The sequence below is a fragment of the Chitinophaga flava genome (assembly GCF_003308995.1).
In the GTDB taxonomy this organism is placed as follows: domain Bacteria; phylum Bacteroidota; class Bacteroidia; order Chitinophagales; family Chitinophagaceae; genus Chitinophaga; species Chitinophaga flava.
In genome coordinates this window covers 2,807,986-2,821,634 of record NZ_QFFJ01000001.1, presented here as the reverse complement: position 1 = coordinate 2,821,634, position 13,649 = coordinate 2,807,986, and the positions used below count along the sequence as shown (strand labels likewise).

The 13,649-nt window shown below is 45.3% G+C and carries 15 protein-coding genes; 12 read left to right on the top strand and 3 right to left on the bottom strand.

Annotated elements, in window-relative coordinates:
* The first annotated feature begins 38 nt into the window (after window positions 1-38).
* The 12 genes from DF182_RS11270 (at window position 39) to DF182_RS11215 (ending at window position 9,149) form a co-directional block, all read left to right on the top strand.
* On the top strand, window positions 39-785 hold the full coding sequence (locus DF182_RS11270) for a PPK2 family polyphosphate kinase (protein WP_113615721.1): 747 nt from the start codon (window positions 39-41) through the stop codon (window positions 783-785).
* 77 nt (window positions 786-862) lie between these two features.
* Complete coding sequence (gene mscL, locus DF182_RS11265) at window positions 863-1,282, top strand: large conductance mechanosensitive channel protein MscL (protein ID WP_113615720.1); 420 nt, start codon at window positions 863-865, stop codon at window positions 1,280-1,282.
* A 100-nt stretch (window positions 1,283-1,382) separates the two neighbouring features.
* Window positions 1,383-2,327: a DUF3078 domain-containing protein gene (locus tag DF182_RS11260; RefSeq protein WP_113615719.1), complete on the top strand. Its 945-nt coding sequence runs from the start codon at window positions 1,383-1,385 to the stop codon at window positions 2,325-2,327.
* A gap of 108 nt (window positions 2,328-2,435) precedes the next feature.
* The gene (locus DF182_RS11255; RefSeq protein WP_113615718.1) at window positions 2,436-3,227 is read left to right on the top strand and encodes a segregation and condensation protein A; all 792 of its coding nucleotides are present in this window, start codon (window positions 2,436-2,438) and stop codon (window positions 3,225-3,227) included.
* 4 nt (window positions 3,228-3,231) lie between these two features.
* Complete coding sequence (locus DF182_RS11250) at window positions 3,232-4,137, top strand: helix-turn-helix domain-containing protein (RefSeq protein WP_113615717.1); 906 nt, start codon at window positions 3,232-3,234, stop codon at window positions 4,135-4,137.
* Between the two features lie 104 nt (window positions 4,138-4,241).
* Window positions 4,242-5,114 carry a pirin family protein gene (locus DF182_RS11245; protein ID WP_113615716.1) on the top strand — a complete coding sequence of 291 codons (873 nt, stop codon included), beginning with the start codon at window positions 4,242-4,244 and terminating at the stop codon, window positions 5,112-5,114.
* Between the two features lie 46 nt (window positions 5,115-5,160).
* Window positions 5,161-5,685, top strand: coding sequence for a YceI family protein (locus DF182_RS11240; protein WP_113615715.1), 525 nt, complete (start codon window positions 5,161-5,163; stop codon window positions 5,683-5,685).
* A 24-nt stretch (window positions 5,686-5,709) separates the two neighbouring features.
* Window positions 5,710-6,339 (top strand): NAD(P)H-dependent oxidoreductase, encoded by a 630-nt coding sequence (locus DF182_RS11235; protein WP_211327095.1) that lies wholly within the window; start codon window positions 5,710-5,712, stop codon window positions 6,337-6,339.
* A 143-nt stretch (window positions 6,340-6,482) separates the two neighbouring features.
* Entirely contained in the window at window positions 6,483-6,893 is a 411-nt protein-coding gene (locus DF182_RS11230) for an OsmC family protein (RefSeq protein WP_113615713.1), read from the top strand.
* Window positions 6,894-7,027: 134 nt separating this feature from the next.
* The gene (locus tag DF182_RS11225) at window positions 7,028-7,741 is read left to right on the top strand and encodes a pirin family protein (RefSeq protein WP_113615712.1); all 714 of its coding nucleotides are present in this window, start codon (window positions 7,028-7,030) and stop codon (window positions 7,739-7,741) included.
* Between the two features lie 148 nt (window positions 7,742-7,889).
* The gene (locus tag DF182_RS11220) at window positions 7,890-8,603 is read left to right on the top strand and encodes an HAD-IIB family hydrolase (protein ID WP_113615711.1); all 714 of its coding nucleotides are present in this window, start codon (window positions 7,890-7,892) and stop codon (window positions 8,601-8,603) included.
* A gap of 168 nt (window positions 8,604-8,771) precedes the next feature.
* The gene (locus tag DF182_RS11215) at window positions 8,772-9,149 is read left to right on the top strand and encodes a hypothetical protein (protein ID WP_113615710.1); all 378 of its coding nucleotides are present in this window, start codon (window positions 8,772-8,774) and stop codon (window positions 9,147-9,149) included.
* A 4-nt stretch (window positions 9,150-9,153) separates the two neighbouring features.
* Here the strand turns inward: DF182_RS11215 and DF182_RS11210 are convergent, their stop codons facing one another.
* The 3 genes from DF182_RS11210 to dxs form a co-directional block, all read right to left on the bottom strand.
* Window positions 9,154-10,260: a PAS domain-containing protein gene (locus tag DF182_RS11210; RefSeq protein ID WP_161964120.1), complete on the bottom strand. Its 1,107-nt coding sequence runs from the start codon at window positions 10,258-10,260 to the stop codon at window positions 9,154-9,156.
* A 132-nt stretch (window positions 10,261-10,392) separates the two neighbouring features.
* On the bottom strand, window positions 10,393-11,436 hold the full coding sequence (locus tag DF182_RS11205) for an iron-sulfur cluster-binding domain-containing protein (protein WP_113615708.1): 1,044 nt from the start codon (window positions 11,434-11,436) through the stop codon (window positions 10,393-10,395).
* A gap of 112 nt (window positions 11,437-11,548) precedes the next feature.
* Window positions 11,549-13,474 (bottom strand): 1-deoxy-D-xylulose-5-phosphate synthase, encoded by a 1,926-nt coding sequence (gene dxs, locus DF182_RS11200; RefSeq protein WP_113615707.1) that lies wholly within the window; start codon window positions 13,472-13,474, stop codon window positions 11,549-11,551.
* Window positions 13,475-13,649: the final 175 nt, after the last annotated feature.

The following is a 13,649-nucleotide window of genomic DNA, read 5'->3' as shown; positions in this document are numbered from 1 at the left end:
ACTGATTTTGTTAAATTCATTGACAAAGAGTTTAATCCATGAGTAAGATCAAGTTGTCAGCCATCAGTACTACTGCACCTAAGAAAATAGACAAGGAAAAAATAAAAGCCGCCACACAGGAAATTTTACAGGAACTGGACGAGTTGCAAAATCTGTTATATGCACAACACAAACATTGCATATTGTTGGTTATTCAGGGAATGGACGCCAGCGGAAAAGATGGTGTAATCAAGAATGTAACCGGTACCCTGAACCCGCAAGGCGTAATGGTGCATTCCTTCAAAGCCCCTACTGCCGAAGAAGCTGACCACGATTTCCTGTGGCGGGTACATCAGCATGCGCCGGCTAAAGGAATGATCCAGGTATTTAACCGCTCTCATTATGAAGACATATTGATACAGAGAGTGCACAAATGGATCGACGATAAAATGGCCCGTAAACGAATGGAGGCTATTAATGATTTCGAGAAGCTGCTTACAGTACACAACAACACAAAGGTGCTCAAATTTTACCTGCATGTATCACAGGAAGCCCAACAGCAAAGGCTGATAGAACGGACAGAAGATCACCGTAAAATGTGGAAATACAATGAAAGTGATTTTGAAGAAGCCAAACTCTGGGACCAGTATATGGATGCTTATGAAGATGCGTTCAAATACTGTAACGATATTCCGTGGATGATTGTACCGGCAGACCATAACTGGTACAAGGAGTATATTGTGGCACTAACGTTAAGGGATACACTGAAATCACTGAACATGAAATATCCCCGTTTAAAGAAATAATACACTAATAATTAAGCTGTTCCGCGATTAAACGCTATTTTCGTCGTCTTGTTTTAACCAAAATAAAACCTTGCATTATGTCATTCATCAAAGAATTTAAGGAATTTGCCATGAAGGGCAATGTGATGGATCTTGCTGTGGGTGTGATCATTGGAGGCGCTTTTGGAAAGATAGTTACATCGCTGGTAGATAACATCCTGATGCCACTCGTGGGCTTATTTACACACGGCAAAAATTTCAACGATTATTTTGTGTTGCTGGATACAAGCAAGGGAGACATTCAAACCCTGGCAGATGCCAAAGCCAAAGGAGTAGCGGTATTCGCTTATGGTGCCTTCATCCAGAGTATCATCGACTTCCTGATTATCGCTTTCTGCATCTTTGTGCTGGTGAAGTTTGTGAACAAAATCAACAGAAAACCTGAGCCTGCTCCGGCAGAACCCACTGCACAGGAAAAACTGCTCATGGAGATCCGTGATGAGTTGAGAAAAAAATAATTATCCGTTTATATCCCTCACAGCATTCAGCCTCACCCTTCCCAGGCGTGACGCTGAATGCTGTGTTTATATGTTTATGTTAATCAAAAAAAATACATTGATGAGAAAATTTACTTTGTCCATTGCCTGTTGTTTATTGTGCTTTATGACAGTACAGGCACAAAACGACTGGATAAAGACCCAACGGGAAGAAACCGCCAAAAAAATCAAGAAAGATGATAAGGATACTTCTACCCAGATATGGAGAAAAGGGTTGAACCTGAACGTGAATATTAATCAGGGAACGCTGACCAACTGGGCTGCCGGTGGAGACAATTTCTCCTTTTCCCTGGGTTCCACCGTATATGCGTGGGCGTTTTACAAAGAAGGCCGCCGCGCCTGGGATAACGTAGCCGACCTGGCCTATGGATACATTAATACAACCAGTCTGGGCGGCCGTAAAAGCGATGACCGTATAGACCTCACTTCCAAATACGGCTATGATATCGGCCGGCATTGGTATGTAAGCGGACTGGTAAACCTCCGTACACAGTTTACCAATGGTTATCTGTATTCTTCAGAGGCTCCTCCACAATTGTCGTCTAAGTTCTTTGCTCCTGCTTATGTGCTGCTGTCTCCGGGTTTCGACTATAAACCAGTGCCTGAGTTCTCTTTATTCCTCTCCCCCGCTACTTCCCGCTTTGTTTTTGTAGCAGATGATTTGCTCTCCAAACAAGGGGCTTATGGCGTGGATACCGGTAAATACTTCAAATATGAAATTGGTGCTTACCTGTCTGCCAACTATGTGAAAACAGTAGTTAAAAATGTGACCTACAAAGGCCGGCTGGACCTGTTCTCCAATTATCTTCACAACCCGCAGAACATCGTAGTATTTTTTACCAATGCGTTTGAACTGAAGGTGAACAGGTATATCTCTGCCGTGCTCAACGTAGATATGATATATGATGATAATGTAAAAGTGTTTGAAAACAAAAAAACAGGCGTGATGGGGCCCCGATTGCAGGTGAAACAGGTAATAGGGGTAGGTTTTGCAGCTAAATTCTGATTAGCCGGAATTTTGTTATTTTTGATCATGCAGAGGCGCAGAGCAGCAAAAGGAGTAAAAGTCTTCGCGTTGTAGCTCTGCGCCTTTCGCATAAAAAAACATCATCAAGTGAGTGAACAGGTTTCCTACAAAATAAAATTACCGCAGTTTGAAGGTCCTTTTGACCTCTTGTTGTTCTTTATAGAACGTGATGAGTTGGATATCTATAATATCCCGATCAATACCATTACGCAGGAATTTCTGCAGTACATCCATCATATCGAATCGTTGAACATCGAGTTAGCCAGCGAGTTTATCCTTTTTGTATCAACTCTGATGCGTATTAAGGCTAAAATGCTGCTGCCCCGCAAGGAACTGGACGAGCAGGGGAATGAAATAGACCCGCGGATGGAGCTGATAGATAAGATCCTGGAATACAAGCGGTATAAACAGGCTGCAGCTGAGATGGCGGAAATGGAGGCTGAGAGGATGTTGCATATCAAACGTGGTAATATTGCAAAAGAGCTGGCGGAAATCGGGGAAGTGACCAGTGAAGGAACGGAAATTCAGACCCTGACGCTGTTTAAGCTGGCGCAGACCTTTGAAAAGGTCATTCAGCGCATGAAAGCGCGTGATCATAAGCCCCAGCACGTGGTATACAAATATGATTATACCATGGAAGGCTCCAGAATGTACATGGAAGAGCTTGCTAAGGCAGAACGCACCTTGTCGTTCGAAAAAATATTTGATCACTGTAAAGACAGGGTCCATGCCATTTTCCTGTTCCTGAGCATGCTGGAACTGGTACAGATGAAGCACCTGGGCATTATGGTGGGCGAAGGCAGAAATAACTTTATTATAGATTACATTGATCCGGAAAACAGGGAGGAAGAGCCTGCCGGTACTTTAACTGAGGAGTAAACAGATGGCGGAAAAACGCGAAAATATCGGGATTATTTCTTTACCAGCCTATGCACAGGCAGATCCATCTTTTGTGGTGTCTGGCCTCTGTGAGCTGGGAGAAACCTTTTTTGACCAGGCTGGCGTGCCTCACCGGCACGATTTCTATACCATCTACTGGATCAAACGAGGATCCCTGTTGCATACCATCGATACCGTAACCCATGTGGTAAAACGCAACACCTTGTTTTTCCTCGCACCTGGTCAGGTACATAATTTACAGATGAGCGAGCGCATCGAAGGGTATATGATCGCCTTTCAGGATGCTTTTATGTGTCTGAAAGACCAGACTCAGGTGTCTGGCATCAATTCCGGCCTCTTTTTCAACGACCAGTTCAGCAGTGTGATCACACTTGATCAGGATCAATCTGCTGATATTGAAGCTATTGTGCGCCTGATGCTGAAAGAACTGAATACCCGGGAGCCTGAATATGAAATGGCCCTTCATGGACTGCTGCGTTATTTCCTGGTACTGGGGTCCCGTATTAAAGGCCACAGTGTGGCCATTCCACCGGAACAGCATGCTATGCACAACAGTTCCATCTTCCTGAAATTCAAAAACCTGATCGAAGAAAAATATCACGAACTAAAGACCGTATCTGACTATGCCGGTCTGCTTCATATAAAACCCGTGCTGCTGAATGAAATCAGCAAGCAGCTGTCTGGTATCACCGCAGGAGAGCATATTCGTAACAGGGTTATCCTGGAGGCACAGCGTTATCTTTATAATACCGACCTCACCGCTAAAGAAATTGCCTATAAGCTTGGGTTTGATGACCCACATTATTTCAGCCGTTTCTTCAAGAAATACACGTCCCAGAGCCCTTCCGAATTTAAGGAAGCCTCCCGCTCTGTCAGCCATCAGGTCTGATTTTTTACCCTTCCGGAAAAAAAGTCCATCAGGTAAGACATTTTATCCATTCTATTTAGGTGTTGCAACATGTAATTTTGTATTGTCTTTTAAAAGGAGGCAATATGAAAAACATAAAACATGTCAGTCAGATTTTAATAGCACCAGCGCCACATATGGTGGGCGATGGATTCAGAGTACAGAGTGTTCTGCCAGGCGGTACCCGTACACAGAACAATAAAGTAAGCCCTTTCATCCTGATGGACTATGGTGCTCCATCCTACTTCCCCCCTACCAACAGGCCAAGGGGAGTAGATCAGCATCCACATAAAGGATTTGAAACGGTAACCGTTGTATATCAAGGAGAACTGGAACACCGCGACTCTACCGGCAGCCATGGTAAACTGGCCCCCGGTGATGTACAGTGGATGACCGCTGCGGCTGGTATTGTGCATGAAGAAAAACATGAAACCGAGTTCAGCAAACGTGGTGGGAAAGTGGAAATGGCACAGCTGTGGGTGAATCTGCCTAAAGCATTTAAAAATCATCAGCCTGGTTACCAGAACCTGACCAAAGCCGAAATACCAGTAATAAAAGTAAGTGAAGAAGGATATGTAAGAGTGATTGCAGGGGAATATAACGGTACCAAAGGTGCGGCCAGGACTTTCTCTCCGGTAAATGTACTCGATGTGAAACTGAAAAAGGGAGATACCATTGATGTGGCTTTCCCGCAGCACTTCAATACGCTGGCAGTGGTATTGCACGGAGAAGCCGACTTCAACGGCAACGCAGCCAAAGGTGTGGAAACAGTACTCTTCGAACAGGATGGTACCGATATTACTGTCACCGCCCTGGAAGATACCAGTCTGCTGATCCTCAGCGGTGAGCCTATCAACGAGCCTATTGTAGCCTACGGTCCTTTTGTGATGAATACTCCGGAAGAGATCAATGAAGCCATCAACGACTACAATACCGGTAAAATGGGCTTCCTGAATTAATCTTAACAAACAAACACTATCAATAAACAACTAAACAACAAATAATATGACTACCTGGAAAATAGATACCGCTCATAGCGATGTGCAATTTAAAGTGAAACACCTGATGATCACTACTGTTACTGGTCAGTTTCAAACATTTGATGCTACCATGGAAACTGCCGGTGATGATTTCAGCAGCGCTAATATTTCTTTCAGTGCAGATATCAACAGCATCACTACTCAGAACGCACAACGTGATCAGCACCTGCAGGCGAGTGATTTCTTTGAAGCAGATAAATATCCCAAGCTGCTGTTTGTTTCCAAAGAAGTGAAAAAAATAGATGACGAAAATTATAAAGTGATCGGTGATCTGACGATCCGTGACAATACCCGTCCGGTAGAGCTGAAAGTAGAATTTGGTGGTGAAGTAGTGGACCCATGGGGACAAACCAAAGCCGGATTTGAACTCAGCGGTAAAATCAATCGTAAAGACTTCGGTCTGACGTTTAACGCAACCACAGAAACAGGCGGTGTATTGCTGAGTGATGAAGTGAAACTGCTGGCCAGCGTACAAATGATCAAACAATAACCCCAAAACGATAAAGACACAATCATGGATATCTTAGAGAAACTGGAATGGCGTTATGCCGTGAAAAAATTTGATAGCACCAGAAAACTGACTGCTGCTCAGCTGGACAGGCTTACAACCGCTACACGGCTTTCTGCCTCGTCTTATGGCCTGCAGCCTTACAAGATGCTGGTCATTGAAAATCCAGCCATCAGGGAAAGACTGAAAGCAGCATCCTGGAACCAGCCACAGATCACTGATGCATCACAGCTGGTAGTGTTTGCCAGAATAAGCAATCTGAACGAAACTCACGTAGACGATTATACGAATAATATAGCGGCTGTCCGTAATATCAATCCGGAAGATCTCGCAGGATTTAATGGTGTGATGAAAGGAACTATTAACAGACTGGATGAAGCAGGAATAGCTGTATGGACTTCCAAACAGGCTTATCTGGCACTGGGCACATTGCTTACTGCTGCAGCTGCAGAAGGTATTGATGCTTGTCCTATGGAAGGTTTCGACGCAGCTCAATACGACGAGATTTTAGGACTGAAAGAAAAGGGACTGGCTACAGTAGTGATTGCAGCCATTGGTTTCAGAGCGGAAGATGATGTTATGCAACACGCAAAGAAAGTAAGGAAACCGATAGCTGAATTAGTAGAATTAATCTAAGGCGGCAAGCAAGGCATTAACGGACATAACCTGACGGGACCTACCCGTCAGGTTATTTATTTTAATCACGATAATCCTGTTTATTTTTGTAATTTGAGGCCTCTCACGGATTAATCACCTCAAATTTATAAAAGCACTATAATATGAAAAGAACTGCAACTGCCAATTGGCAAGGCACCGGTAAAGAAGGAAAGGGTACACTGACTTCCCAGTCTACTGTATTAAACAACACGCAGTACTCTTACAGCAGCCGTTTTGAAGAAGGCGTTGGTACCAATCCTGAAGAGCTGGTTGCTGCGGCCCATGCCGGCTGTTTTACGATGAAACTGAGCTTCGTAATTTCCGGTGCAGGTTTAACACCAGGCAGTATAGATACAAAATGCACCATCACCCTGGAAAACGGTGCTATTACCTCCAGCCATCTGGAAGTAAAAGCCAGCGTTCCCGGACTGGACGCAGCTAAATTTGCTGAAATGGCCGCTGATGCAAAAGCAAACTGCCCTATCAGCAAACTGCTGAATACCAATATCACTATGGATGCTGTACTGGTATAACCGGAACAATAAAATTTATGGGAATGCAGCGGTTTTCCGCTGCATTTTTTTTGTCCACGTTTTTCAACATATCATCCATTTCTCTCCCCCTTCTTTATACCGATCTTTGTATTGTTAAACAAGGAGATTAAGTTATGGAAAAGATTATACATCGTGCAGATAACAGAGGTTATGCAAATCACGGCTGGTTAAAGAGCCATCATACTTTCAGCTTCGCCAATTATTATGATCCCGCCAGGATACATTTCGGCGCGCTGCGTGTATTCAACGACGACTATGTGAAAGGTGGTATGGGCTTCGGTGCGCACCCGCACGACAATATGGAGATTGTGTCTATCGTTCTCGACGGTAGTATGGAACACCGCGATAATACCGGCAGACATGAAGTGATCAGAAAAAATGATGTGCAGGTAATGAGTGCCGGTACCGGTATTGTACATTCAGAATTTAATGCATCGAAAACAGAAGACGCCAACTTCCTGCAGATATGGGTTTTTCCGAAAGAAAGAAATATTACACCCCGCTATGATCAGCGTACCTTCGATCCGGCAGCTCGTGAAAACACTTTACAGGTGGTGATTTCACCCGATGCTACTGATGGTGCACTGACACTCCATCAGGACACCTGGTTTTCGCTGGGGGATTTTGAAGCAGGCCGTAAGATTGACCTGACACCTAAACAATCTGGTATTGGTTCTTACCTCTTCCTGATTGATGGTGAAATAAAAGTAGCTGATGAAGTATTAACGACAAGAGACGCGATCGGATTAACTGATTACGAAAAGGTAACAGTGGAAGTAGTGAAACCGGCAAAATTTTTGTTGATAGATGTGCCTATGCTGAACTGATTATTTAGTGAGATATATTAACCCGTTATATGCAGCAAGAGACCGCCGGAAGGCCGGTCTCTTGTTTTTGCGGGTAGTTTGCCATGGCTGAATTTGTATTACACGTCTAAACCTTTTATCTTGACGCATTCAACAGCAGAAAATAAAGATGTTATTAGCAACAGATCTTGACGGAACATTCCTGGCTGGCTCAGCGGCCGACAAAGCACAGTTATATGAACTGGTGCGCAGCCGGGAAGACATACAACTGGTATTTGTAACGGGAAGGGGTATACGTAGTGTACTGACATTACTGGAAGATCCTGCTTTGCCCAGGCCGGAATATATTATCTGTGATGTGGGTGCTACCGTAACACACCTGGCTTCACTGGTGGCGGTAGAACCTGTACAGTCTGCCATTGCGGGGTTATGGCCCGGAGATGAGGTGAGGGAAAAACTGAAATCGGTGAAGGGGTTATTGCATCAGGAGGCACAGCAGCAGTATCGTTGTTCCTATTATTATGATGATGCTACTGATATTGAAACAGCCAGGCAGGTAGCGGAATCGCTGCAGTGTGATCTGGTATTGTCTGCCGGAAAATACCTGGATGTTCTTCCTAAAGGAGTGAATAAAGGCAATACACTGCAACAGTTGTTAGGAGTGCTGTCGTTACCGCATCATCAGGTATTGGTAGCTGGCGATTCTATGAATGATTATTCCATGTTTGAGATGGGATTTAAAGGGGTGGTTGTGGGAGATGCAGAACCCGAATTGCTGGTCCGTACAGCGGGAATGCCCAATGTGCTGCAATCGGACTGCATTGGTGCTGGTGGTATTCTGGAGGCATTAAACCGGTTTCCGGAGTTTGGTATATATCTCTGAATAACAAGTGAGGAAGTACGAAAGTTATGAGGTCGGCATCAAAAAAGATCGTATCTTAGAAGTAGGTCTTTGTTAATAATTGCGGAATGTAAACTGCCAAGTGGATATTGAAATTACTGATTGGGTAATGATGAATCATCATTTTATAAATGGATAAATCAATACACCATGGAAATTACAACACAGCCTGAAGATCTGATCCATCAGATCGACTCCTGGAAGGAGGAGGTAAACGAAGTAAGAGAAGAAGTGCAACTGATGCGGGAGCGACTGGAGCAAATTGCGCTTAGTGTTGCACCGGAAGAAGTAATGAAAAGTGTCGAACACTTTGAGAACCGTTTGTTAAGACAGCGGGAAGTTGCCGACGAGATGTTCCACGATATTAAACAATTTGCCAAAAGCCAGTCGGACCATCCACAAACGGTCATCCACGACGACCGGCCTGTATGCGACTACGAAACCCTGCAACGCCGCATGGAGATTTTTCAGAAACTATTTATTGAGCTGAAAGAAGATTTCAATCATTTTATGATGAATGAGGTGTAGCAGACTATTCTATATTCTTCACCTTATGCTCTATCTTATGAATAATTTCATCCAGTTGCAGGGTGGACTGATGTAGCCATTCCATTAAACGCGAGTTGAGATGAATATCCTGATTGCTTTTATCGAAGAGGTTTGCAATACTGAGGATAGAGACAACGGGTCTGCGTATTTCATGTGAATTGATCCAGGCTATTTCCCGGAGTGTTTTATTCTGTGCTTCGAGACGTACGGCCTGTTTGATATACTTATCTATATCCTGTACGATACCGATCATCCGTATGGGCTGATTGTTTTCGTAGATGACGAAAGCGCGGTCTACTACGTATTTGTAAGTGCCATCGGGGCATCGGAAGCGGTATTGTTGTGACCAGTAATTGATCTTGTTCTGGGTACAGGTTTCAAGCGAGCTCATAACAGCTGGTCCATCTGCCGGATGAATATGGGTGCGCCACCATTCGTAGAGGTCGGCGCCGGATTCGACAGGTGGCTGGAAGAAGCTTTCCAGTCCATGTTTCCAGATGATGGCGTTGGTTTGCATGTTGCGGTCGTAGATGGCATCGTTGGTAGCTTGTGCCAGCAGTTCGTACCGTACACCCAGCTGATGTGCTTCTCTCGCTGCTTTTACCTGTTCGTTCACATCTTTGGCCATAATAAAACGGGCATCTTTCCCATCATACATGGCAGAGTGAGCGTATATTTCCACGAAAAAATTTTCTCCGTTTTTCTGGCGGTGTTTCCATATGCCCCGATACTCTGTTCCGTTACAACGTTCGCGTACATTTTCCATCAGTGCATCCAACTCTTCATGTTCCCGTATATCCCTGATCGTTAGTTGGAGAAATTCTTCTCTTGTATAACCGTATTTGTGACAGGCGGAATGGTTGACATAGAGGAATCGCAGGGTATCTTTCTCATAAACCCACATGGGAATGGGGTGAGTCATAAAGAGGTTTTCGAATTCGGAAACAGCCGGCTTGCGGATCAGCGGAATTGTTAATAACAGAAATGCGCTACACAATACAATTTCATTCAGAATAAGCCAGGTTTTCTGAGTAGATGATTCGCTTCCAGCGAGCAGGTAAGCATTAATAACAATGATTACAAAAAGCAAACACAAACAAGCAATCTTTATCGGGGAGCGTTGCATTTCTCGAATTTCCTCAAAATTTAAATAAAAAAAATCACATGGGAAAAATAATACGCAGACAGATATGATTGATAATTAAACAAATATTATGATACTTTATAATTCAATATTGATCTTTTCACTGGCAGGATAACCGACACAGGTGAGGATCAGCCCTTCTGCCAGCTCTTTGTCTGTGAGCACTTCATTAACAGGCATCCATACTTTACCGCTGGTGCATAGTGCTGTACAGGAACCGCATACACCACCCTTACAGCTATATGGAAGCGGCACATCATGTTCGAGTGCATAGCTCAGGATAGTTTGATTGGCAGGTACGGTGAGGGTATAGGTTTCGTTGCGCAGCAGTATGTTGACTTCCCGCGGTGTAGTATCTGTAGGCAGGGTTGTTTTGGACAGCCGGGCTTCGGTATTCACCACAAAGTTTTCTTTATGCATTTGCGCGTCGCTGAAGCCCATGAAATGGAGAGTCAGCATTATCATGCGCATATATTCCGGCGGCCCGCAGAGGAAGAACTGCGCATCTGTTTTATGGAACAGGAGGTGTTCAGTGACCAGCAGTTCGAGCAGGATATTGTTGAGCCTTCTGTAAGTGTGGTTACTGTCAGGGTCATTACTAAAAAGAAAGAGGCATTTCAGTTGCGGATGCCGGGATTGCAGTGTTTGTAGTTGTTCGTAGAAAATAGTCCTTTCAGGCGATGTATTGCTGTAAATGAGGGTTATTCTGGCAGCAGGTTCATCCTGCAGTATTTGTTTGAGCAGGGAGAATACGGGCGTAATGCCGCTGCCGGCGGCGAGGAGGAAGATATCACGTTCTCCCGAAGGAATAGGTGCAAAAACAAATCTTCCGGAGGGCTCCAGTGAGGTGACGATGTCCCCTTTCTGCCAGGACCGCAGTATATGGCGGGATATTTCGCCGTTTTCTTTTTCGCGGATGGTAACGGCTATTAGTGGGTCGATACCGGGTGTAGAGCTGAAAGAATAAGAGCGGCGATATTCCTTGTTATTGACATAGATGATGAAGGTCAGGAACTGGCCTGCCTGATAAGGGATAGGCTCCGGCGCTGTATTTTCGAGGTAATAGGTGTAGGTGCCGGGTGTTTCCTTTTTTATATCAACGATCCTTAACTGAAAATACATATGGCTGTTAATTACAGGCGTACAAATAAATAAGGAGCGAAGATAAGCCGTGGATATTGAACTTTCCGGCCGGATCTTCGCTCCTTTATCTGTAACGTAAGTTGTATTGATGTTAGATAGTCACGGTAATTTTCTCGCGCAGCATTTCTCTGGTGGCGCGGGCGATACCGGCGGGATCGTATCCGCATTCGCGGAACAGTTCATCCGGTTTACCGTGTTCTATGATCCTGTCGGGGATACCGAGTATACGAATCTTGGATGTGTAGTGATGTTCTGCCATGAACTCCAGTATGGCGCTGCCGAAGCCACCTTTGATGGAGCCATCTTCCACGGTGATCACTTTGTCGAATTTGCTGAACACTTCGTGCAGCATGGCTTCGTCGAGTGGTTTTACGAACCGCATATCGTAGTGGGCAGGTTGCAGTCCGTCGCTGATCAGTTCTTTGCAGGCTTCTGTTACGAAGTTGCCTATATGACCGATGGAAAGGATGGCTATATCCTTGCCGTCGCGGATCTTACGTCCTGTGCCGGCTTTGATGGCTTTAAAAGGAGTTCTCCATTCGGGCATGACACCTTGACCACGGGGGTACCGGATCACGTACGGATGGGTATTTTCTTCCAGTTGGGCGCTGTACATGAGGTTACGCAGTTCTTCTTCGTTCATCGGTGCGCTGATGATGACGTTAGGAATGCTACGCATGTAGGCGATATCGTAAGCACCGTGGTGAGTAGGTCCGTCTTCTCCTACCAGTCCTGCCCTGTCGAGGCAGAAAACCACGGGGAGGTCCTGGATGGCCACATCGTGAACGGCCTGATCGAAGGCGCGCTGGAAGAAAGAAGAGTAGATATTACAGAACACGCGCATACCCTGTGTGGCCATGCCGGCGGAGAGGGTAACGGCGTGTTGTTCGCAGATACCGACATCGAAGGCTCTGTCAGGCATCTTTTCCATCATAAATTTGAGGGAAGAGCCGGAAGGCATGGCGGGGGTGATACCGATGATTTTATCGTTTTTCTCTGCCAGTTCGATAATGGTATGGCCGAAAACGTCCTGGTATTTGGGAGGTTGCGGTCTGTCCGGGATTTTTTTGAATATTTCGCCGGTGATTTTATCGAAGAGGCCTGGAGCGTGCCAGGTAGTCTGGTCCTTTTCTGCGAGGGCATAACCTTTCCCTTTGGTGGTAACGATATGCAGCAGTTTAGGGCCGGGAATATCTTTCAGATCCTGCAGGGTATCGGCCAGTTTGGTGATATTGTGGCCGTCGATAGGGCCAAAATAGCGCATCTGCAGGGATTCGAAGAGGTTACTGGATTTAGACACCACACCTTTGAGGGAAGCTTCCAGTTTGGAGGCCATTTCGCGGGTAAAGCGTTTTCCTACCGGCAGTTTACCGAGCAGGTTCCATACATCGTCCCTCAGTTTGTTATAGGTGGGAGAAGTAGTGATATCTGTCAGGTATTCTTTGAGCGCACCCACGTTCGGGTCGATAGACATGCAGTTATCGTTGAGGATAATCAGCACGTTGGCATTGGCCACACCGGCGTGATTGAGTGCTTCGAAGGCCATACCGGCAGTCATGGCGCCATCGCCGATAACGGCGATATGCTGGCGGTCGAACTCTCCTTTGTAGTGGGAGGCCATGGCCATGCCCAATGCAGCGGAGATGGAGGTAGAGGAGTGCCCTACTCCGAAGGTATCGTATTCGCTTTCGTCTCTTTTGGGAAATCCGCTGATGCCTTTGTATTTCCGGTTAGTCGGAAAGGAATCGCGGCGACCGGTAAGGATCTTATGTCCATACGCCTGATGCCCTACGTCCCATACCAGCTGGTCGTAAGGAGTATTAAATACATAGTGCAGGGCTACTGTGAGCTCCACTACGCCCAGGCTGGCAGCAAAGTGGCCGCCATGCACACTTACCACGTCAATAATATACTGACGTAGTTCATCACACACCTGATGAAGCTGGTCTTTGCTCAGCTTTCTCAAATCCGCTGGGTAATTAATCTGGCTTAAAAGTGAACCGGCCGTGATATTCATAATTTGATAATCCAGGGTTTAATTAAAAACAAAACTACTAAAAAATATGGGTTATCATGCGATATTGGGCGGGAAAAACCCCATATAGCCGGAATACCAGCCATTCGGCAGGTGGGATTCACCATTTACCGGTTTTGATTCGCCATTTATAACATTTTAGATTCCGTTAGGGTGT